The 24,149-nt window shown below is 36.0% G+C and carries 16 protein-coding genes, 1 other RNA gene and 1 pseudogene; 15 read left to right on the top strand and 3 right to left on the bottom strand.

Annotated features, from left to right (window positions below; translation table 11 throughout):
* Window positions 1-23: 23 nt before the first annotated feature.
* The 4 genes from MKY29_RS02245 (at window position 24) to MKY29_RS02260 (ending at window position 7,379) form a co-directional block, all read left to right on the top strand.
* Window positions 24-782, top strand: a complete 759-nt coding sequence (locus MKY29_RS02245) for a hypothetical protein (RefSeq protein WP_340878866.1) — start codon at window positions 24-26, stop codon at window positions 780-782.
* 310 nt (window positions 783-1,092) lie between these two features.
* On the top strand, window positions 1,093-4,338 hold the full coding sequence (locus MKY29_RS02250) for a response regulator (RefSeq protein WP_340878867.1): 3,246 nt from the start codon (window positions 1,093-1,095) through the stop codon (window positions 4,336-4,338).
* A gap of 12 nt (window positions 4,339-4,350) precedes the next feature.
* Entirely contained in the window at window positions 4,351-5,211 is an 861-nt protein-coding gene (locus MKY29_RS02255; RefSeq protein WP_340878868.1) for a CheR family methyltransferase, read from the top strand.
* A 29-nt stretch (window positions 5,212-5,240) separates the two neighbouring features.
* Complete coding sequence (locus MKY29_RS02260) at window positions 5,241-7,379, top strand: two-component system response regulator (protein ID WP_340878869.1); 2,139 nt, start codon at window positions 5,241-5,243, stop codon at window positions 7,377-7,379.
* A 103-nt stretch (window positions 7,380-7,482) separates the two neighbouring features.
* On the opposite strand, the gene MKY29_RS02265 is transcribed toward MKY29_RS02260, so the two are convergent.
* A complete protein-coding gene (locus tag MKY29_RS02265; RefSeq protein WP_340878870.1) occupies window positions 7,483-8,286 on the bottom strand; it encodes a S1C family serine protease in 804 nt (267 codons plus the stop codon).
* Window positions 8,287-8,391: 105 nt separating this feature from the next.
* Here MKY29_RS02265 and ssrS point away from each other — a divergent pair.
* Window positions 8,392-8,586: non-coding RNA, 6S RNA (gene ssrS / locus MKY29_RS02270), on the top strand.
* Between the two features lie 739 nt (window positions 8,587-9,325).
* Here ssrS and MKY29_RS02275 read toward each other — a convergent pair.
* Window positions 9,326-9,502: a hypothetical protein gene (locus tag MKY29_RS02275; RefSeq protein ID WP_340878871.1), complete on the bottom strand. Its 177-nt coding sequence runs from the start codon at window positions 9,500-9,502 to the stop codon at window positions 9,326-9,328.
* A 678-nt stretch (window positions 9,503-10,180) separates the two neighbouring features.
* Between MKY29_RS02275 and MKY29_RS21990 the strand changes: the two are divergent.
* From MKY29_RS21990 to MKY29_RS02310, 8 genes and pseudogenes are all read left to right on the top strand, one after another.
* Window positions 10,181-10,252, top strand: a pseudogene (locus tag MKY29_RS21990) (phage holin); the annotation flags it as partial.
* Window positions 10,253-10,261: 9 nt separating this feature from the next.
* Window positions 10,262-11,056 carry a M15 family metallopeptidase gene (locus tag MKY29_RS02280; RefSeq protein ID WP_093493480.1) on the top strand — a complete coding sequence of 265 codons (795 nt, stop codon included), beginning with the start codon at window positions 10,262-10,264 and terminating at the stop codon, window positions 11,054-11,056.
* A 425-nt stretch (window positions 11,057-11,481) separates the two neighbouring features.
* Entirely contained in the window at window positions 11,482-12,087 is a 606-nt protein-coding gene (locus tag MKY29_RS02285) for an NADPH-dependent FMN reductase (protein WP_090564920.1), read from the top strand.
* 286 nt (window positions 12,088-12,373) lie between these two features.
* Window positions 12,374-13,315 carry a ring-cleaving dioxygenase gene (locus tag MKY29_RS02290; RefSeq protein WP_093493484.1) on the top strand — a complete coding sequence of 314 codons (942 nt, stop codon included), beginning with the start codon at window positions 12,374-12,376 and terminating at the stop codon, window positions 13,313-13,315.
* A 154-nt stretch (window positions 13,316-13,469) separates the two neighbouring features.
* Window positions 13,470-14,408: a ring-cleaving dioxygenase gene (locus MKY29_RS02295; protein ID WP_340878872.1), complete on the top strand. Its 939-nt coding sequence runs from the start codon at window positions 13,470-13,472 to the stop codon at window positions 14,406-14,408.
* A gap of 16 nt (window positions 14,409-14,424) precedes the next feature.
* Entirely contained in the window at window positions 14,425-15,030 is a 606-nt protein-coding gene (locus MKY29_RS02300) for a flavin reductase family protein (RefSeq protein ID WP_093493488.1), read from the top strand.
* Between the two features lie 172 nt (window positions 15,031-15,202).
* Window positions 15,203-15,613: a MarR family winged helix-turn-helix transcriptional regulator gene (locus tag MKY29_RS02305; protein WP_090564913.1), complete on the top strand. Its 411-nt coding sequence runs from the start codon at window positions 15,203-15,205 to the stop codon at window positions 15,611-15,613.
* A gap of 9 nt (window positions 15,614-15,622) precedes the next feature.
* Window positions 15,623-16,813, top strand: coding sequence for an MFS transporter (locus tag MKY29_RS02310; RefSeq protein ID WP_241597433.1), 1,191 nt, complete (start codon window positions 15,623-15,625; stop codon window positions 16,811-16,813).
* A gap of 74 nt (window positions 16,814-16,887) precedes the next feature.
* Here MKY29_RS02310 and MKY29_RS02315 read toward each other — a convergent pair whose 3' ends face one another.
* Window positions 16,888-17,274, bottom strand: a complete 387-nt coding sequence (locus MKY29_RS02315; RefSeq protein ID WP_241597430.1) for an SLAP domain-containing protein — start codon at window positions 17,272-17,274, stop codon at window positions 16,888-16,890.
* A gap of 725 nt (window positions 17,275-17,999) precedes the next feature.
* On the opposite strand from MKY29_RS02315, the gene MKY29_RS02320 reads away from it, so the two are divergent.
* Window positions 18,000-22,451 (top strand): S8 family serine peptidase, encoded by a 4,452-nt coding sequence (locus tag MKY29_RS02320; protein ID WP_340878873.1) that lies wholly within the window; start codon window positions 18,000-18,002, stop codon window positions 22,449-22,451.
* Between the two features lie 128 nt (window positions 22,452-22,579).
* Window positions 22,580-24,043 carry a hypothetical protein gene (locus MKY29_RS02325; protein ID WP_340878874.1) on the top strand — a complete coding sequence of 488 codons (1,464 nt, stop codon included), beginning with the start codon at window positions 22,580-22,582 and terminating at the stop codon, window positions 24,041-24,043.
* The last annotated feature ends 106 nt before the right edge of the window (window positions 24,044-24,149 follow it).

Here is a 24,149-nt window from a genome sequence, read left to right on the forward strand (position 1 = left end):
TTTAGCTATAGGAGTAAATTAAAATGATTGATTTAGAAAAACGTCTAAAAAAAGAATTACAACAAAATGTACAAGCTAAGATAGTTTCGTCCGCTGCATGGACGATTCCACTTCATACAATTGAAGTGGAATACAAACCTGTAAAGCGTATTAAAATGGATGTTCTCATGAAAATGATGTTGATAACATGCCAAAAAGCAGAATTAACAAGTGGTAAACAAATCAGTGAATTATTGCTTGTAGAGCAGCTATTTATGGAAGACTTGATCAATATTATGAAGAGAACTCGTTTAATCGAAATAAAAAACCAAATACTTACGCTGACCGAAAAAGGGTGCAATCAACTGGAAGAAGGAATATTTGAAGAAGAACTAGATGCCCGAAGTCAAAATTTACTTTATAGCCCAAGTCATTGTAGCTTTTTGCAAGGTGAAATAAAACCAGCACTGGACGGCGAGGAAACACTGAACCTATATCGTTATGCTTCTGAGGAAAAGGTGAGGTTAAAGTGGGAAGATGCGGTACTAATAGACGCCCTCCAAACAAATTGGATGGAAACTGTGGATGGAGACCTTCAAACAGTAGTTTCTGAAATTGTATCCAGCTCTGAATTATATGTGGATGATGTTCCCTGCTTTGAGTTTATTTTGCACAATAAATCAGAGGATCTTCTATACGCCCGGGTATGGAATACATTTCTTGACCAATGGGATGAAACACTAGAAAATGAGTTGAATGAAAGAGAACGAGTTGTTTGGCGGGAGAAATATTTAAAAGAGTAAGAAAAGGTAATGGGTTGTCCTGTTGGAAGAATTTAATAATATCAAATATGAATATTAATCAAAGTCTGTTTCGCTTAGTTGCGAAATAGACTTTTTTTATCGGCTTTTCGATTTTCAAAAGGTGTTGCGATAATATCATTATTTTAGCGATTTATAGGCAAAACGTTATGGATATTCGATCTAATTTAAAAATATAGAGTATGGAATTTAGGTAGATTAGTACTATTTTTTTGAGTGTTCTTCAAGTAAATTAGTAGTACGAAATAAAAGTTTGAAAAATCTATAAATTTGATTATTAGGAGACTAGGATATGAATATCAAGAAAAAATTAACCTTAGGATTCCTGGCGTTAATACTTATATTAAGTCTTGTTGCAGGTATTGGGATTAGATCAGTAATGGAAACGTTCAATAAAATGAACGATATAGTTAATGATGAATATAAAAAAATTGGTCTTATATCTGACATACGTTATGAATTCAATAATAAAGCAAAAGGAATTTCTTATCTCATATTAAATGAATCCGAAAGCGAAATTAAAAGTGAAATAAATAATATCCGTGTAGCAGGGGATAGAGGGAGTATGGCGATTGAGGAGCTTGAAAGATTAGTCAATACAGAAGAGGGAGAAAAACTTTTATTAGAAATTAAGCAAAAACAAATAAATTTTAACGATTTTGTGGAAAAGGAAATTACTTTGGTACAAGCTGGTAGCAAACAGGAAGCATCTGAGCTTGTTAGAACTGAGGGAAAGTTGATACAAGAGGAGTACTTCAATTCACTGTTCAACCTTGTTAATTACTATGAAATTGACATGGATGCAGCACTTGTTAAAGCGGATTCTGACTACCAGAAAAACTCAATGATTTTAACTATTCTCGCTCTAATAGGAATTGCAGTTGGCATTATTATTTCTATCATTATTACGAGAGGTATTGTCAAAGGAATCAATCATATTTCAAGTGTTATGGGTGACTTTTCGTCAGGACAATCTAAGTTGTCTAGCCGTATAGATAATATAAGCAATGATGAACTAGGACAACTGTCTATTTCGTTTAACACCATGGCAGATGCGCTTGAAAATCAAGTGAAAAAAGCACTTGAAATAAGTACTAGAAATGAAGAGCAAGCCTGGATGATGAAAAACCTCGCTAATTTAACTACTTATCTCCAAAGCTCAAAAGACTTAATCTCATTTTCTCACACCTTTATGCAAGAAATTACTCCAATAGTTGGTGGTAAATATGGTGTCTTTTATTTAAATGAAGAAAATGATGGAGAGACCTTATTTAGTCTGACTGGTGCTTATGCATATAAGCAACTAGACGATAAAAATAGCACTATTAGGTTAGGAGAAGGTTTGATAGGTCAGAGTGCATTGTCTAAAGAGACGATCAGCCTTGTAGATATACCAACAAACTATACTCATATCGCTTCTGGAGTCGGGCAAGCTATTCCCAAGCAAATTCTCATCATACCAATAGTATTTGAGGACAAGGTTAGAGCTGTTTATGAAATTGCTTCCTTCCAAAAGTTTAGTAGTATTGAACGGAAGTTATTAGAAGAGCTGGCGGACTATTCAGGTATCATAATTGACAATATTGCAGGTCGACACAAAATGATGGAATTACTTCAGGAATCACAAACAATGACAGAAGAACTACAAACACAGTCGGAAGAGTTATCTACCCAACATGAGGAATTGAAGCGTTTTAATGAAGAATTGGAAACTCAGACAACAGCATTAATACAATCCGAGCTAATGCTTCAACAGCAGGCAAGAGAATTAGAGCAAACTAATAGTGAACTAGAAGAAAAAGCAATCTTACTTGAAGAACATAATCAAAAATACGAGGTAAAAAACAGGGAGGTAGAAAGAGCGAAGACTGAGTTAGAGGAGAAGGCGACACAATTAGAGTTAACTTCTAAATATAAGTCAGAATTTTTAGCTAATATGTCGCATGAATTGAGGACACCTTTAAATAGCCTACTCATTTTATCGAAGTTATTGGCAGATAACAATTCTCGTAACTTATCTGCTAAGCAAGTTGAATATGCGCATACGATAAACTCAGCTGGCTGCGATCTGTTAGATCTCATCAACGATATTCTCGATTTGTCTAAAATTGAATCAGGAAAGTTAGATATCCATGTCAATGAAGTGAAAATCCAAGATATTACTGATTATGTCGAAAGAAACTTTAATGCTATTGCATACGAAAAGGGTCTTACGTTTCACGTAGTAAAAGATGTCCTGGAGGAGGAGATTCTTTACACAGATGAAAAAATACTTCAGCAAATACTAAAAAACCTAATCGCAAATGCTATTAAATTTACGGATAGTGGTAGCGTTACACTGCAGGTATCGCATGTTGCAGAAGATAGCTTAGATTTAAATATGGAAGAAGAAACAGATTATATTTCCTTTTCTGTAACAGATACAGGAATTGGAATTCCTAAAAATAAACAATCAATTATTTTTGAGGCTTTTCAACAAGCTGATGGAACTACTAGTAGGAAATACGGAGGAACTGGGCTTGGACTATCAATAAGTAGAGAGCATGCTTCTTTATTGAACGGGAAGATTGTTGTCGACAGCACTGAAGGAAGAGGAAGTACATTTAAGCTATTCATACCAACTGATTTGAATCAGAGAGTTGAGGTAGTTGAAAAGGAAGTAGCGAGTACTATAGAAGAGGTCGCAGTTTACGATGACAGAGAACTTTCTGATGTAGGAAGTCAATTATTAATTGTCGAAGATAGTATTATCCAGCGAGAGAGTATAAAAGAGCTTATTTCTTCAAATTACTCTAATATTACGCTAACAGCTGTTACTTCGGGAAAAGAAACTTTAAATGCGTTACATGTAAAACATTATGACTGTATTATATTGGATCTTGGATTAGAGGATATGACGGGGATTCAATTACTAAAGCATATAAAAGAACATGGCGAATGGATTAATACCCCAGTTATTATTTATACAGGGAAGGAATTGACGGTAAGAGAAGAAATGGAACTAAAGCATTTTACAGAGATAATAATTGTCAAAGGAATAAACTCATCTGAACGTCTGCTTAACGAAATTTCTCGATTCATTTCACAAGAGTATAGAGGTAATAGTAATATAGATGAATTTTTACTTAGACCGACTACTCCCGTTAATTCAAATAAACTGTTCTTTAGTGGTAAAAAAATCTTAATAGTGGATGATGATGTTCGGAATGTCTTTGCTCTATCTAGTATTTTAGAAGAATATGAGATGAGTGTGCTTTTTGCTGAAAACGGTCGGGAAGCTCTGAGTACATTAAGTATAAATACTGATATCGACCTAGTGTTGATGGATATTATGATGCCTGAAATGGATGGCTTCGAAGCCATAACAAAGATACGAGAAATGGAACAATTCGAAGATCTACCAATCATAGCGTTAACCGCTAAAGCAATGCAAGAAGATCGAGAGAAGTGTATTTCAGTAGGAGCTTCCGACTATATTTCGAAGCCAATAGTCAACGATCAGCTTTTATCATTGATGAGAGTTTGGCTATACACATAAGGAGGTTAAGAAATGAAGTCAAAGAGTGACTTACCTCAAGAGTGTTTAGAAAGTAACTCTAGGACAGAAAAAATAGAAATAACTTTACTTTTAGAAGGTATATTCCAACGTTATGGTCATGATTTTCGGGGTTACTCTTATCCTTCTATTAATAGAAGAATTAAATATCGTATGGAATTAGAAGGATTAACCTCTATTTCTTATCTTCAACAAAGGGTACTATACGAACCTGAGATGATGAGAAAACTACTCAAAGATTTTTCTATAAATGTCACTGAAATGTTCAGAGATCCAGAATTTTATTCATCGTTTCGTAAACGTGTAGTTCCACTTTTGCATTCCTATCCATTTATAAGGATCTGGCATGCGGGCTGCTCCACGGGTGAAGAGGCATATTCAATGGCTATCCTTTTGTATGAAGAAGGCCTTTATAAAAAAAGTAAAATTTATGCAACCGATATGAATATGGATGTGTTAGAAAAGGCCGAAAAGGGAATTTTTTCTTTTGAAAAAATGAAACAGTACACAAGCAATTATCAAAAAGCTGGGGGATTACATGCCTTTTCGGAATACTATACTGCTGATCAATACGGAGTTAAATTTAAACCTTTCTTAAGTGAAAATATTGTTTTTGCTAGGCATAATCTTGTAACAGATAGTTCCTTTAATGAATTTAACGTAATTATATGTAGGAACGTATTAATCTATTTTGATAAACAGCTACAAAATCAGGTCCATGGATTATTTCAAGAAAGTCTAAGTAGGTTTGGCGTCCTAGGCTTAGGTAGCAAAGAATCTATAAGGTTTTCTCCTTATATGGCATGTTACGAGGAAATAGATGCAGAAAACAAACTATATAAAAAGATAGATTAATGAAAAAAACTAAAGTGAGGATGTGCAATATGGAGAAGTACATCGAAAAAGTAAATGTGTTATTAGTAGATGATCGTCCAGAAAATTTGCTTGCTCTGGAAGCTGTATTAGGCGACCTAGATTACAATCTAATTAGAGCATATTCGGGAGAAGAGGCGCTAAAATGCTTATTAAAGGATGATTTTGCTGTAATTTTGTTAGATGTACAAATGCCTGGATTAAATGGTTTCGAGACAGCAAAAATTATTAAATCTAGACCGAAGACAAAGGATACTCCGATTATTTTTATTACAGCGATTAGTAAAGCCCCAGAAAATGTTTATACCGGGTATTCCGTTGGAGCGATAGATTATGTATTCAAACCATTTGAACCGGATGTCCTTAAATCTAAAATTGAAAGTTTTACTGCTATTCACCGAAACAAAAAAGGACTAGAAGAATATACGGAACTATTGCTTGAAAAAACACAGAGCTTAGAAAAAGCCAATCAAGATCTAATAGAAACTACGCTCAAATTAAAGAAGTCTGAGGCTTTGAATGGGATTATCAAAAATACCTCTATAGACGCGATGATTACATACAATGAATCATTTGAAATTTTAACAGTCAATCCCGCTACTAAGCAGATGTTTGGGTACGAAGAGGTAGATTTAATTGGGCAAAAGATTATGCAAATTATTCCTGCAGCAACCTTGGCGATAGAATTTGGACATGAATTTGGAAAAAGATTAGAAGTTACGGGTGTTCGGAGTGATTCTAGTAACTTTCCTGTGGAGGTTCAATTAGGGAATGCAACTATTGATAATCATAGTATATATGCATGTACTATTAGAGATATTAGTGAACTTAAAACTCAAATGAATGCTTTAGCTCATCAAGCTTTGCATGACTCACTAACTTCTCTTCCTAATCGCAATTTGTTATATGATCGATTGGAACAAGGAGTTAAAGCAGCGAAAAATGATCATAGCAATTTCTCTCTAATATTGATTGACTTGAATCACTTCAAAGTAATAAATGATACACTTGGTCATCACTTTGGAGATTTGTTACTTCAACAAGTTGGAAATAGACTGGTTGAAATTGTAAATGTAAAAGATACTGTAGCTCGTTTAGGCGGGGATGAATTTGCGCTTTATTTACCGACAGCAACGAAAGAACAGACGATAGATATAGCTAAGAAAGTAATACACACTATGGAACAACCTTTCATACTAGACGATCATGTTCTTTCTATTAGTTTGAGTCAAGGAATTGTCTTTTATCCAGACCATGGGGATAATGTGCAAACCCTAATGAAAAAAGCAGATATCTCGATGTATACCGCCAAGAAAAAGGATAGTGGCTACTGTATCTTTTCATCTGAACTAGACACGCATACAATAGAAGAGCTTAGTTTAGTAGGAAGTCTCAAAGAAGCAATAGAAAATGATAGGCTAGAGCTTCACTATCAACCACAGGTCGATATGAAAACAAAAAAAGTGACCGGTGTCGAAGTGCTATTGAGGTGGATTCATCCTACCTATGGATTTATACCGCCAGATCGGTTCATACCTATAGCAGAACAAAATGGCCTAATGAAAAAGCTGACAATCATGGTTCTCGAAAAAGCATTGCAGCAAAGTAAAAAGTGGTTAGAAGATGGATTAGAATTACAGATTTCGGTTAACCTATCCGCTTCAAATCTTCAAGATATGCAACTTTCAGATGACATACAAATTTTAATGAATAAATACAATATGAACCCTAAGACACTTACTTTGGAAATAACGGAAAGTTTTATTATGAGTAATCCAGCTAGAGCGAGAGGAATATTACAAAACTTATCCTCAATGGGTATAAACCTCTCAATAGATGACTTTGGTACAGGCTATTCTTCTTTAGCCTACTTAAAAAAGCTTCCAGTCAATGAAATAAAAGTGGATAAATCCTTTGTAATAGACATGTTAGATAGTAAAAGTGATGAAATAATCGTCAATACGGTTATCAATCTGGCCCATAACTTAGGACTTCAAGTAGTGGCGGAGGGTATAGAAAGTAAGGAAGTGTGGGATAATCTGCAAGCAATAAATTGTGATACAGCACAAGGTTACTATTTAAGCAAACCTGTGCCAGCTGAATCTTTTTATTTATGGTATATGAATCATAATGGAGTATTTGCAACATAAGGTGTTACCACATAAAGTGAAGTCTAAATGCTTATTATGTAGTGTAACAAAATTCGTTGATTCCAAGAAATAACAAAGTCTGCTTCAATTGAAGTAGATTTTGTTATTTTTGCGCATTGAAGTTTTCCTCAATCGGTACAAACAGTCCAACTTTTCCATGCTCATCATGATCTAAAGTGGCAAATACAACACCGATTACTTCTCCTTTATCGTCTATAACAGGACTTCCACTATTTCCTCTATATACGGGAGCTTCCATCATCATGACTGGGACATCCCAATCACTTAATTGATGAAAATCAATTAATGATCCCTCATTCGCAATGCTAGTAAATTTTAATGGATTTCCGATAAAGGTGATGTGATCGCCGAACTCATAAGACGGGTTTTCCGAAAGCTCTAAATAAGGCAAGTCCTTTTCATCCACTTGCAAAATTGCAAGATCAATATCTGGGTAAATCTCTATAACATCCGCGGTAAAGCGTCCTGCTTCTGGAAAACCAACTATTACGTTGTCGTTGTCCTCCACTACATGATAATTGGTAATAACCTTTCCTTCACTTGAAATAGAAAATCCAGTTCCTTTACTATCATCCGTTAAAACAACAACAACAGCCTCTTTATAATTAGCGATATCTTCCTGTGTTGATAACCTAGCGGAGGTCTTGATAAATTCAATGGCTGGAATGGAGTAAATTTGAAAAATCATCGCAAATGTATTGACGAATAAGGCGAAAGCAATTATCCAAAATATCCACCTTGGAAAAGGTCGCTTTAGTTTTGGTCTTGTTTTTTCTAACGCTTCTTTTTCAAGTGCCTCCCGTTGTGCTTCAAGAACTAGTAGCTGTAATTCTTCATCACTTATTTCTTCAAAATCATCGTCTGATTGTTTTTTATTCAAATCCACTTCATCACATCCCCCATCCAAGCATTTCTGTATTATCTATTATACCTAATTTTAAAATGAAATCATTTCCATTGAAATGTTTGTGAGAAGGGTTTAATATATAAACATAAGCTGCATTGTACGTATGGATATTAAGTTTTAACCTTTAAGCTGTAACAGGGAGTTTTATATAGAGCTGGAATGACACGCCTTATTCTCTTTTAGACAATAAGGACATGCAGGATAGTTTCTGCGAACACCCACTTTGAGGAGTGGTGGTTTAAAACTTTCTAATGAATGTACGGCAAAGGCGGCTTACTTAAAAAGTCTATTATAGCAACATTTATAGAGCACCCTTGCCAGGAATGGTAAGGGTGTTTTTTGGAAATATAAAAATGTAGCGTAAACACTGAGCTCGTGGGACTATATTATAGGGAAAGTATAGCTGATTTCCGTTTCAGGTGGACGCGTTCCGCAGGGTGAGCGATGAACCAGCACCGTCCCTTCGGGTGCGTTGTGATGTTTCATCTGTCTCACTGATCCTGCTGGAGTCGCCACCTTCCACTACAATGAGAGTGTAGTACTTCCTATAAGAGGTAGCATAGCTTATCGCTTAGATGATAAGATTGGTTGAATTTTAGAGGGTGATAAATAATTTGTAATCGCTTTTGAATTACAAATAAGTTTTGCCAATGATAAAGGCAAAAAGCAGACTTTCTATTATACTAGTGGAAATAAATGGGGATAATAAGTGTTTGTTAAATAAAGAAGTGAAATAGTGAACGAAATTGTATCTTCGCGAGCTTACTCTATCAAAAGGAAATTAACTCATCTACAGTTATCAGAAAATTAAAAATTCAATCGGTAAAAATATTGCGAAATGTCAGTCCAAAACTCTTCGAAAACGATTGAAACAGTTTTACTTTAAAGCACTTTCGTGGTGAATGACGATTATTTTTTTTTAAAGATTCACTTTTACAATAGTAGTGTTTTCATTGTTCATGACCTTAGCGAATTGGTTTTTGTATAAAAAAACAAGTAGGCTTTAACCCACTTGCGCTCAACTATTTATTAATTGTTTGGAAACACTCCAATGCTTAGATGGAATTATATTTTGGTTTAACTGTTTCACAAACTTCAATGCTACATCTTTATCCGAAAAAGTTTTATCCAATTGGCTATTTGAAGATTTTAAAACCTCTGTTGCTCCATTTATATTTCGTGTGATAACGAACATGGTACAACTCCTAGTTACGACTTCAACAATTTTATTGTTGTATAATGATTATCTCATTAAGAGAACTTAAAGTATGCAATATATGGAATTTGTAATTCATTTGTAATGAAAATCATAGCTATGAAACATTTAAAGTTGTTGGATCGTAATAAGTGCTTAGTAATAAATTTTAGAAACATGTAATGCGTAAGGGGAAATTAATAGTTACAACGTAAGAGCGTTCCAATTGGAGCGTTTTTTTTTTTTTATATTTTATTAAACAGAGAAATATTGAGATGTGGAATGACGTTGTGGAGGCTAATAAGTGGATATTTGGAAAGATGTATTTAATAAAGACGTTCTGATACACCAAATAAGAGACAAACGGCTAATAGATGGCCGTGATATTATAATTTGAAAGAAGGCGTAAGGAAATTAAAGGCGGTACCAAATGGAAAAGACGAGCGAGCGTCAATTCTTTTATTGTTGTTGTCGGTGGAGCAATAGCAGTGTTTTTTGCAGTATTACGATTAACTACCGTTTATGAATATCAACTTCGTTAGCAAAACTATCCATTTTGGGAGACTTTATTTGGTTTTGTAGGATTGATAAGTTAATAACTCATGTCTAATAGATTTGGCTGAATATAATAACTATGTGGATGCATTTATGTTAGTTTTGCTTGCTGGGTGAGTAGTTGCAAATCCAACGACAAAGGGATTATCTGATAGTGAACAAGCATTAAATTATAATAAACCAAAGAAGAAATGAGGTGAGATTATGGTAGTATCAGTAGATATATTAATAGATCGGTCTGTCAATCGCATTGGAGCTGTTCATCCTTCATTGAAGGAATATACTATTGAATTAATTAAGCGTTGTTACAATGAAGGTATTAAAATCCAAATATCATCTGGATTCCGTTCAAATGAGGAACAAGCCTATATTTATGGTCAAGGTAGACCGAATTATATTTGGAATGGCAAAAAGTATGGTTCAAAAGGAAGTATCGTTTCGAACGCAATGCCGGGAACGTCCGTCCACAATTATGGGCTAGCTATCGATTATTTTTTAGTTAGTGATGATGGTAATAAATCATTGTGGACGGTCAACGATAAATGGAGGCGTGTTGCAGCTATCGCTAAATCAATGGGCTTTGAATGGGGTGGAGATTGGAAGAGTTTTGAAGACTATCCTCATTTGCAATACACCACAGGATTAACAATTGCTCAGTTGAGAGCTGGTCATAGACCTGTATTTTTACCGTTAAAAGCACTTGAGAGTGTTCCAGATGATAAAATTATGTGGGGTAAAACAGAGTTAGTAAAAGGTCAAATAGGTAAAGTAACTATCTTAAAGCGTATTAACCTGTGGCAAGATAACCCACATGAAAATGGACGACTTCAAATGGTTCGTGTACTGAATCCCGGTGAAGAATATCGAGTTTACCGATATCGGGAAGATCATGGTGGTCAATATAATGTTGGCAGCGGTATGTGGGTTACTAAGATGGACGGGTATATTAAGTATGAAACACCATCCAAAGCGATGTTAGCAAAATTAAATAGTAAATGATTCTATAGCCCCGCTAATTAATTTAACGGGGCTTTTTTATTGAATGAAATTAAATGAATTGTTAGAATATTATTATTCCTAATTGGTGCATTAGAAAAATTATTGTGGAGCTAAGGTAACCCTATGTTCTTGTTGTACTAAAGGGACTGTTTACTTTAAGAAGCTGCTGAGTGTTAAATGTATTAGGATTTAATATGTTGACATTGAGATTTCTTATATGATATTATTATCTCGAATTAAAGATATATTAATTAAAGGTAATATTGAAGAGAATTAAACGACTGAATTACTCGGAAATTGAACATCATGCAAAGAGGGTATGAATTTTTTTAACTAAATACCTCGGATTCAAGACTTAATTGTAAAAAAGGATTGTACTTGTATTAACGATTACAGGTAATTGTAAGGAGGTGAAAAAAGAAAAAATGGGTTTATTAAATAAATTATTTGGAACACAAGGACAACAACAAGAGGAGGAAAAAACAATGACAAAGTCAAATATAGGCATTATTTTAGGATCAACACGTGAAGGACGTGTAAGTCCACAAGTAGGAGCATGGGTAAAAGAATTAGCAGATAAACGTGGGGATGCAAACTACACTATTATCGATATCGCAGAATATAAATTACCACTTTTAGGTGAAGCTGGCGGCGATGCATCAGGTGCAGCAGCGTGGTCAGAAATCATTTCTAAACAAGACGGATTCGTATTCATCGTTCAAGAATACAATCACTCTATAACCGGTGCACTAAAAAATGCATTAGATTACTTACGTGAAGAGTGGAACAACAAAGCGGCAGGTATCGTATCTTATGGTTCTGTAGGTGGAGCGCGTGCAACAGAACATTTACGTGGTATTTTAAGTGAGTTATTAGTAGCGCATGTCCGTGTACACCCAGCATTATCCCTATTTACTGACTTTGAAAACGGTACAGATTTCAAACCAGCTGCAGTACAAGCAGATTCAGTGAACCAAATGTTAGACCAAGTGATTCCGTGGACAACTGCATTAAATACTATACGTAAATAATTTTAACTTAATGCAGCAAATTTTTTTGCGAAAGTTGTGCAAGAGCAGAAGGATGCCGCGTCCTGCGGCAATCCCTAACCGTTTAACATCCTGTTGATTTAAGGCCTCGAGCTTGATAAAAATTTGGAAGTATTACGCCGAGGTGTAAGTATTTAAATTTCTATAATTCACAAAATGTGCATTAGCACATGCACATTTTGTTTTTTTATAAATAAATTTTGAGCAAAATACTATCAAGTAGATTGAAGGTTTTGTTCAGAATTTATAAAGAAAGGGAGGAACGATAATGAACAATATAGCAGGACATCATCATATTTCTATGATTACGAAAAAAGGACAACAAAACAATCAGTTTTACCAAAATGTCCTCGGACTTCGTAGAGTGAAAAAAACGGTCAATCAAGATGATCCGAGCATGTATCATCTGTTTTATGGGGATTTAACTGGAAGTGCTGGGACAGAACTATCCTTTTTTGAAATCCCAATGGTGGGAAGCACAAAGAGAGGGACGAACGCTATAACACAAATCGGGTTACTAGTGCCGTCGTATGACAGCTTACTATATTGGAAGAAAAGATTTGAAGTACTCGATGTGAAGCATGGGGAGCTAACTATGTATGCAGGACGTGATGCACTTCATTTTGAGGATTGCGAAGGCTTACGACTAGTCCTTTTAAATAATAGTGGCGATGAGGTACCAGCATTTTGGCGGTCTTGGGGTGATTCAGTTGTTTTAGAGGAACATCGTATTCTTGGAATTGGTGCTGTAGAAATGACTGTGCAATCGCTTGATAGCCTAGCGAATACATTAGAAAACCTATTTGGGTATGTACTTGCATCGCATATGGGAAACAAAGCTATTTATCAATCTGTGAAAGGGCAGGCTTTTGGTGAAATTGTCATTGTGGAGCAAGACGGTCCTAAAGAAAAACCTGGAAAAGGCAGTGTACATCATATAGCTATCCGTGTAAAAGATGGCAAGGAGCTAAGAGAGTGGCACCAGCGTATTCGAGACTTTGGTTTTGAGGTGATGAAAATTACAGACCGTTACTATTTTGAGAGTTTATATTTTAGAGAAGAAAATGGCATTTTATTTGAGTTGGCGACAGAAGGACCGGGCTTTACAGTGGACTCTACCATTGAATCACTAGGTAAAGAGTTAGACCTACCTCCATTTTTGGAAGTTAAGCGCGCGGAAATCGAGGAGAAATTAGAACCGATTGAGTGAAGGTAGGGGAAATAGACATCTGCAAGTAACTTTTAAAAGAAGTGAAAATGACAGAAAGTGATTTAAAACCAATTTGTGAAGATTTAAAGCTTACAGGTGGTCACCATAGCCAGTCGATGAATTTGAGAAATTTATCAAATAGGAGGAAATAATGATGAAAAAACATACTGCGGGAATTCACCATATTACAGCTATCGTTGGTCATCCACAAGAAAATATTGATTTTTATGCAGGGGTATTAGGTTTACGTTTAGTCAAACAAACTGTGAATTTCGATGATCCAGGAACATATCACTTGTACTTTGGAGATGGTGGGGGGAAACCTGGTACAATTATTACTTTTTTCCCTTGGGTAAATGCTTATCAGGGACAAATTGGAGACGGTCAAGTTGGAGTTACAACATATGTAGTACCTACAGGATCATTTAACTTTTGGGTAAACCGTTTGGCAACGAATGCAATTCCGTTTAAAAAAGCAGAGCGTTTTGGAGAACGAGTGATTCAGTTTGATGATCCGCATGGCTTACACCTAGAACTTGTCGAACGTGCAGAAGGTGAACAAAATAACTGGAATTTTGGTGGAGTAACACCAGAAGTTGCGATTAAAGGCTTTGGTGGTGCAACACTTTACTCAAGCAGACCTGAAGAAACGGCTAAAACATTAACTGATGTAATGGGGCTTGAATTAGTTGGAACTGAAGGTGATTATACACGCTTTAAAGCTTCAGCAGATATCGGCAACATTATAGATTTAAAAATGGTAACAGGTGTAAGCGGTTCGATGGGTGTTGGTACCGTTCATCATATCGCATGGCGTGCACAAGATGATGCAGATCATGTTGAATGGCAACAACATACCATGAATAGTGGTAAACATGTAACAGAGTTAAAGGATCGTAACTATTTTAACGCATTGTATTTCCGTGAATCCGGAGAGATTTTGTTTGAAATTGCAACAGATCCTCCAGGGTTTGCACATGATGAATCGCTGGAAACGATGGGGACTCAATTGATGTTACCAGCACAATTTGAGCAACACCGTGAGCGATTAGTAAGCTCGCTTATTCCAATTCAAGTTCGTCCAATCGACTAAGGAAGGGGAAGAAGAAATGATTTCTATTGACCCAAAACAAAATAGTGAGAGAGATAACTATAAACTTTTAATTGGTTCTATTATTCCTAGACCCATTGCTTTTGTTACAACACAGTCTGAAGATGAGATTGTTAATGGGGCCCCGTTTAGCTATTTCAATATTGTTTCATCCAATCCGCCAATGGTGTCACTTGCTATCCAAAGGCCAGGAGGAAGAGTGAAAGATACTGCTCGCAATATTTATGGCAACCAACAATTTGTTGTCCATATTGTGGATGATGAGAATGTAGCTAAAATTAATGAAACAGCAGCATCATTACCAGCAGCGGTAAGTGAAATCGAATTGGCGAACCTAACGCTCGTACCGAGTGAATATATTTCTGTACCAGGTGTAAAGGAAGCGAAAGTACGAATGGAATGTAGACTAATACAAGCAATTCCTTTAGGTGGAGAAGAGCCAGGAAGTGATTTATTCATTGGAGAAGTAGTTCGATTTCATATAGATGAAGCAATTTATGAAAATGGGAGGATTGATCCAAAGGGATTAAATGCTATCAGCCGCCTAGCAGGATCTAGTTATGCAACCATTGGTGATATTTTTTCAATTGAAAGACCTAAATAGTGAGTTTAATTAAAGCTTGTTACAGCACTCTTGCCAAATTGGTAAGGGTGTTTTTATATGCATTCACTCTGTAAAAAGAATGAATTGTAAATTACTTTACAAATTCAAATAAGTGTTATTTAATTAATTAGGTTAACTAACTAATTTTCATGATAATAAAGGAGGGGTTTATATGAATTCGATGTTTGCTAAATTTAAAATTCTTCAACGACCTTATGCGAATGGTCTTCAGGAAGTGTTGAGTCCTTTTCAAATGTCAGAAGCCCAGTGGGGATTAATAAGATACATTTATGAAGTTGGTCCTGCGACAAATTCAGAAATTGCCCTGTATTGGAGTGTTGAGAAGCCTTCTGTCACAGCACTTGCGCAGAAGCTTATTGATCAACAATTAATATACGTAGTTTACGGAACAGATAAACGAAAAAAAGTAATGCATTTAACGGAGAACGGTATAGCTAAATATCAACAATTAAAAGAAGCGGTTCATACTTTCCAATCTTCGCTTTTAGAAGGCATTACTAAAGAAGAATGTGAGATTGTGGAAAAGGTTTTAGAAAAATTGCAACAAAATATTAGGAAGTAGTGGTAGTTTATGAACAAAGAAAAACTTTGGACGAAGGAATTTACAATCGTTTCAACTATAAATTTTTTAGCAACATTAGTATATTTTTTATTATTGGTAACAATCGCATCTTATGCAACAACGGAATTTGGAGCCTCTACTAGTACGGCGGGCTTAGTATCAAGTATTTTTATTATTGGCTCATTGTTGGGTAGACTTGGTGCTGGACGTTTTATCGGACAAAAAGGGCCGATTAAAGTATTGTGGCTAGGTTTAACTTTCTTTGCCATTACATCGGCACTTTACTTCTTGGCGAACAGTATTCCACTGCTGTTAATCAACAGATTAGCGCAAGGGATTGCAGTAGGAATTATTGGTACTGCAACGGGTACTATTGTGGCTCATATATTGCCAAGTGCGCGTAAAGGAGAGGGGATTGGCTATTTTAGTTTAAGTGCTATATTAGCAACAGCTGTTGGTCCCTTTATAGGGATTCTACTGATGAATATGGACAGTGGCTTCACGATCATGTTTGTGATGAACCTATTTTTGTCGCTCATATGTATGCTATTCTTAGCAGCTGTAAAACTAAAATTAGCTCCAATTAAACAACCAGAACAAACAGAAGTAAAAAGCTCAATTTTATCTCAATTTATCGAACCGAAAGCAGTGCCTATTTCTTTTATTGCATTGATCATCGGTTTTAGTTATTCAGGCGTTATGACCTTTTTGTCTTTTTATGCGGAGTCTATTAATCTAGTTAGTGCAGCTAGTTATTTCTTTTTAGTCTATGCTGTTGTTATTATTTTCTCTCGTCCATTTACAGGTAAAATAATGGATTCTAGAGGTGCAAACGTTATTGTCTACCCATGCATAGTTATATTTGCTATCGGGATGTTTTTCTTTAGCCAAGCTTCGGCAGGTTGGATGTTACTTCTTGCAGCAGCATTTATAGGGTTTGGTTATGGTAACTTTAATTCAGTTGCACAAACGATCGCAGTTAAAGTAACAGAGCCACATCGTTTCGGTTTAGCTACTGCAACCTATTTTATACTATTCGATTTGGGTTTAGGCATAGGCCCATACGTTTTAGGCTTTATCGTACCCGAGACGGGATACCGTACAATATTTGTAGCAATGGTTGTAGTAATTATACTTTGTATTCCTCTATACTATTTAATGCATGGTAGAAAAGATAAGGAATTAATGAAAACTGCATAATAACCTGGTAACAAAAAAGTAAAAACAATATAAAATGCCTAACGAAATATCATATTCGTTAGGCATTTTACTATTTAAGAAGTTGTTTGCAATTCTAAATTTCCATTCCCATTGATTTCTTTCATTCTCAAACTTTCGACAGGGAAGATAAATGTCCAAGGCATACTGGTTTTAGGTTTAATAATTAACTTAGGAACAGTAAAAGTGTGTTCTGCAATAATTGTTTCCTTTTCTATATATGCAATTTTTTGTTTCTGAAAAATTTGCTCAATATCTGCAAAGTTATGAATCAAGACAGTAACTAATATCTCTCCTTTATAATTCAGAGCTTCCCAAATGGGTACCAACCGAATAATTTGTCCATCTATCATATTACTATCTTGAAAAATTTCTGTTATTAGCTCTCTATCTTTGATAGCAATAGTTTTTTCCCACGAAGATTCAAATTGTAAAGTTTGCATTCCATAATTCCTCCAATTTAATCTCTTTTAACCATACCAATAAACTTCATAGAATAAAATCCTTTAACTTTTTAGCTATGATATATAGTAGAAGACAACTTTGTTCCATTCAACAAATTGGAAACTAACTAATTTAGAAACTAATTCTAAAGTTATGGTAAAAGGTTAGGTTAATAGTGAAAATGTACTTCCTATTTTAAATGAAGCAAAATAATGAGTTTTTTAATGAAAAACGTTGAAAAATACTGGTTTAACTTCATTTTTAAGTATATATTTATTAGTTAGTAAGGACTACTTTAAAATATCGGTAAATTTCGTGGGCTACTCACATAAATTGGAAGTAGGGATAATTGTTTATTTATTCTAAAAGTACAAAAAACGTCTATTAATAAACAAAAAAGTATCATTTGTATATTTCTTAGTAGTACCAACGGTTCTTTTGAAACTTTTCTAATAATATAATTCTGCGAGTAGAGACTATTAACCTATTAAAAAAATGTTAAAAATAGTTTATATTTATTATTTTTGAATATTCGGATAATTGTCGACAGATTTCGACAGAATTTTATATGAACTTCGTCTATTGTTATAGATACACCTAGAGAGATTTAGATTGTCACCATTGATTCTATTTACCAAAATTTTTTGGGAAGGAGGATAAGGTGTTTTTTTATGGCCTTTTGTAAGTTTTATTGGTAAAAAATCTTTGAAAAATTTAGGGAGGAATGAAATTGAGGAAGAAAAAAAGTCAAACTAAAGTTCTTAGTGTTGTAGCTAGCGTACTTATGACATTTTCACTTGTTGCGCCAAACGTAGTTAGTGCGGAAACAGCAAACAAACTTCACCAATCATTCAGAGATTCAAGCTCTAGTTCTATTTCAGCAAAGGACAAGCTAAATAGTCGGTTACTGGAAAGCTTCAAAAGCGATGATAAAGTTACATTTCTAATAAAATTCAAGGAAAAAGCAGATTCTTTACAAGTAGCGGAGAATGCAAGAAAGAATGCTGAAAAGGCAAACTTATCTTCTCACAATGCTAAGCTAATCCAACGATCTGCTGTTGTATCGGAACTGAAATCCACTTCCTTGGAGTCTCAGCAAACCGTTACAGATTTTCTAGAGCAAGAAGTTGATAAAGGCAATGCAAAAGATATTGAATCCTACTATATAGTAAACGGTATGTCTGTTACAGCGACGAAAGAGGTTGCTGAAAAATTGACTACATTCCCAGAGGTAGAAAAAATTTTACCAAATGAAACCCGTCAATTATTTACTACAAAAACAGAGAATGCAGTTGTACCCAAAGCAGAAACTGCAAATGTAGAATGGAACGTGGAACGGGTCAAAGCTCCAGAAGTGTGGGAGATGGGAATTGACGGAGCAGGAACAGTAGTAGCAAGTATTGATACAGGTGTTCAATGGGATCATCCTGCTTTAAAAGAAAAGTACCGTGGCTATAATAAGGCGAGTGGCGCAGTTTCTCATGACTATAACTGGTTTGATGCAACAGCAGGGCAGGCTACACCATATGATGACCAAGGACATGGAACACATGTAACGGGAACAATGGTTGGTAGTGAACCTAATGGCGCGAACCAAGTCGGGGTAGCACCAGGAGCTAAATATATTGCTGTTAAAGCATTTACCGCAAGCGGGGGGTCAGATACTGACTTACTCGAAGCAGCTGAATGGATTTTAGCTCCAACTGATGCAGAAGGTAATGCACGAGTTGATATGGCACCTGATGTAGTGAATAACTCATGGGGTGGCGGAGCAGGACTTGATGAGTGGTACCGTGATGTTGTAGTAAACTGGCGTGCAGCAGAGATCTTCCCAGAATTCTCTGCAGGGAATACTACCCTTACAAATCCTGGTGGAGCAGGTTCTGTAGCAGCACCAGCTAATTATCCAGAATCTTTTGCAACAGGAGCGACGGATATTAATAACACTGTAGCGAATTTCTCGTTACGTGGACCATCCCCGTATGCAGAAACTAAGCCGGATATATCTGCACCTGGTGTGAATATCCGTTCATCTGTACCTGGAGGAATCTATGAAGGTGGTTGGAATGGTACATCGATGGCAGGACCAGCTGTAGCAGGTGTAGCAGCATTGCTGAGACAAGTGGATGCTGACCTAACTGTAAATGAGATGGAAGAGATTCTCCTAAACACTGCAAATCCTTTGACAGATTCGGAGTATACAACGGTTCCGAATCACGGATATGGTCATGGTTTAGTAGATGCATATGAAGCAGTGGCGTCTATTATTACAGGTCTTGGAACGTTAAAAGGACAAGTTTCACAGCAAGGTGATGATACAGAGGCTCCAGTATTTGAACATACTGCTCCTAATGAGACGTATGAAGGAATGGATTTACCTCTAACAATCTCCGTTACTGATAACATCAGTGTTTCATCAGTTGGCTTAAACTATAAAGATGCAGATGGTGCATGGCAATCAATTGAAGCTGGGCGCACATCTGGAGATTATACGGATGGTGAATATACTGTAGTAGTACCTGGAGAATTAATAACAGGGGAATCTTTTACTTACAAATGGACGATAAATGACTTTGGGAATAATGAAGTAGTAAGCGAAGAATACGAGATTCAAGTGAATCCAGGAATCACAGTTGGTTATTCAGAAGATTTTGAAGCAACTCCTATTGGATGGACTTCTTTCGGAGAGAAAAATAGCTGGGAATGGGGTACTCCAACTGCGGGTCCAGAAAATGCAGCGTCTGGAGAAAAAGTCTATGCTACCAATTTAGATGGACCTTATGAAAGCTCTATGAATGCTACGCTTGTTATGCCTCCAGTAGACTTGCCAGAAGGGAATTCATACCTCCAATTCAAGCAATGGCATGAATTCGAACAATCTTCAGCAGGAAGAGCGTATGATTATGGAAATGTTTTCATTTCTACTGATCAGGTAGAATGGACACAATTATTGACGGTTCAAGGTACATCTGCTGGCTGGATTGAAGCAGAAGTTGATCTATCGGCATATGCAGGTCAACGTATATATATCGGATTCAATGCTTTCTCAGATGGAAGTGTTGTGAAAAATGGCTGGTATCTTGATGACGTTAATTTAGCAGACGTTTCTCAAACTGGGAAAGTATCTAAAGGAAATAGTGCAAAACAAAGTAATAACGGCAGTAAAGCTGGAAATAGTGGTAGCAAAGCAAACAAAGACAATAATAAAGAAACAGACAAAAAGTCATTTAAAGAAGCAATAGACCCTAAAACAATTAGACCTGTAATGTCTGTTAAAGAAGCACCTCCAGTGGTAGATACAATTGTTAATCCAACACTTTTACCATTAGGTGCTCAGGTAAGCGTATTAGAATCTGGCCGCTCGGTTTATTCGAACCCAGCAGATGGTTCGTATTCACTTACTCATGGTGCGGGTACTTTTACTACTAAAGCAGAAGCTTACGGATTTGAGTCGGAAGAAAAATCTGTAACTATTGAAGCAGATGGTGTTACAACTGCTAATTTTACGTTAATGGAAATGGCAGAAAATATGGTAAGTGGTGTAATTACTGATCAATCGACGGGAGAGGGGATTGAAGGAGCAACCATTATCCTGGTCGAGGATGCAAATGTAACGCCTGTATTAACGGATGCATCTGGTAATTACTCATTGACTGCATATGAGGGAGAATACACTCTTAAAATAATCGCTCGAGGTTATCATAGTCAAGAAGTGTCGATCACAATCGGTTCGGATGCGACTACACAAAATATTGCATTAGAACCTTTCTACACATATCCAGGTGGAGAAATTGGATATGATGATGGAACAGCGGAAAATGCACGGGCATTCAATGCAGCAGGCAACGCTTGGGCTGTGAAAATGTCACTTCCTGAAGGCAAAGAGAATGGAATTGTTACAGATGGAGTTTTCCGTTTCTGGGATACAGAATGGCCAATTCCAGGTGGTACGGAGTTTGCTGTAGAGGTTTGGGATGCTAAGGGTGCAGATGGAACACCTGGTAAAAAACTAGCTGGTCCTATTGATGCAACAGCGCTTCGTAATGGCGAGTGGACTGTAGTTGATCTTACGGAACACAATATTACAGTGAATGGTGACTTCTATATGGTATATCGTCAAACCGTAGCAAATCCTAATTCACCTGGACTTGCAACTGATGAAAACGGAGTAAATGCAGAAAGAAGTTATCAAGGTGTATCCGGAGCATGGTCACCATCTCCTGCAGCAGAAGGGAATTATATGATTCGTGCTCGTGTTAGCTATGAAGTATCGGGTCCGGTTATAACTTCACCAGAAGCTGGTTTAATAACAAATGAAAAGCAGTTTAATGTAGAAGGAACTGCTTCACCTACAACTACAATTGAATTAAAACAAAATGGAGAAGATGCGGGTTCAGTAGTAGTCGGAGAGGACGGGAAGTTCTCAATTGCAACTGAATTAACAGAAGGATCCAATGAGTTTGTAGCAGTTTCCGTATTGGATGACCGAGTAACAGGGCAATCTGAACCAGTTACAGTAGTTTTGGATACTGTTAAGCCAGAACTAACTATCGATAACCCAGTAGACGGAGAAAAAATAAATCGTGAAACTGTAACTGTTCAAGGTACTATTACAGATGAAAATATAGATTTCGTTCATGTTAATGGTCAAGCTGCAACAGTATCAGACGGTAAATACTCTAAACGAATTCTTCTAGATGAAGGCATCAATAAAATCGTAGTGGAGGCTCGTGATAAAGCTGGTAATAGTGAATCGAAAACAGTCACTGTTACAGCAGATTACAACGCTCCGGAAATTACTAATCTGAAGCCAGAAAATGATCTTTATTTGGCAACAGGAAGAAGTGTTAAAATTGAATTTGATAGTAATCCAGGATTAAAAACTTCATTTGTCATCCATATGCCACTAACTAATGTAGGACAAGTAAACAATGCAACTGAGCTACCTATGATGGAACAGGGTGCAGGTCATTACGTTGGTTACTGGACAGTACCTGCTGATACTGTTGCAAATGGAGCAGTTATCGAGGTCAAAGTGGTAGATGAATTTGGAAATGAAACACGTCAAAAGGCTGAAGGTAAACTGTTTGTCAATGTTCCAGCACCAACGGAACAACCTAAAGAAGATGAGACGGAAGTAAAAGATGAAGCACCAATAAAGGATTTAGAAGAATAGAATTATAGTAAAAATGCCAAAGAGGAAAATATCCTCTTTGGCATTTTTTTATATGGCCAAAAACCTAAACATCACTTATGGAAGTTTCACTTTATTGAAGCATATGATGGTGTAAAAGGAGTGTAAACTTGAATGAGTATGTAAATGTGCTATTAAATTTTCTGCCTCCAACTGCAACAATCCTGGAATTGTCAGGACTTCCTAATAATCCAGCAGTGTTATTAGCGGATATTGATGGTGATCAGAAAAATGAATTAATCGGAGCATACAAATATAAAGATCAAAATTTCCTAGTTATACTAAAAAATATCCATAACCAGTGGCTGCCTTTAATACATATAAAAGGAAACGGATATGGAATTTCAAGTCTAATGGCGGTACCAATTACAACTAATTGGGTGAATACACTTATTGTTGGCTGGCAGATAGGTAGCGAATGGTCCAAGTTGGATTTGTTGCAATGGGTGGACGGTGAAATTATTCGATTACCTACTTCCAATATAGCTTATAGTAAATTGGAAGTGGAAGACATGCCTGGACTATACGGTCCTGATGGTCAATACGAACTCGCGATTTGGGTCCATGATACAGGAGAGGCATACAAAGTAGATGTATATCGTTTTGAAGAAAATAAGCTAGTTTTAGCGAAGGATGTATATCCGTATTACTTTAAGAGAGTTGAGGATTATTATGAAAGACTGCTACAATCCAATGATTTCTCCTACTATTGGTATTATTTAGCTGAAGCGCAAAAGAAGGCAGGGGATTTAGAGCAGTTTATGATTTCTATTAATAAGGCTTTGGCTTTCAGTGAACCGTATCCATCTTTGGAATTTTTGTTAAATATGAGGCGACAAGTGTTAGAGATCATGCAAAATAATAATCATAAAAATGATGAGATTATTGTGTATTCCAGAGGTGATTTGACAGGGGATGGCTTTTTAGACACAGTTTACCTAACTGGGGAGAAGACTGAAGGGAGTCCGTTTTGGCAAAACATCTCTTTAAATGTTTTGTATCAACATGAAAATACGTTAGAGAGAATTTATCTGAAACAAAGTGCTGGATATAATCCGACCATTTTTCTTGGTGACTTTACTGGTGACCAAGTGGATGACATTTTAGTTGTTATAGATACTGGAGGGAGTGGAGGGACAATTTATGCATTTGTCTTTTCCTATACTAATGGAAATATACAACAAATCTTTGACGTGGAAGAGTTCAATGAAACCTCCAAATATGAAGTAGATTATGATAATTACTACCAAGTCAATGTAGTTAGCTCTTATCCAAGTAAGCAATATAAATTGGACTTAACATATAAAGGAAAAGAATATTTATCGGAAATTTATGATGAAGATGGAATTCTAAAAGAACCGATAAAAGGCTGGGTTGATCCTGTCGGTGGCTTGTATCCTATTGACTTTGCTCGGGACGGTACTTATGAACTGATGGCTTTTCAACAAATTGCAGGAAGATATCATGCAGATGGATTAGGGTATGTTCAAACAGTACTGAAATGGGATGGACGGAAATTTATCTCTGATAGGCAGAATGTTTCCATCATTGGTGAGGATAATTCCACCAAATAATAGAGGCTATAATACTTAAAACTTTTTAAGCGAATTTGATAAGGTTTACCTTACTAAAAGTAACTGTGATTTTTCAGAAATATAGAAACAGCACCGTTCCAGAGTG

The organism is Psychrobacillus sp. FSL K6-2365, assembly GCF_038003165.1.
GTDB lineage: Bacteria > Bacillota > Bacilli > Bacillales_A > Planococcaceae > Psychrobacillus > Psychrobacillus psychrodurans.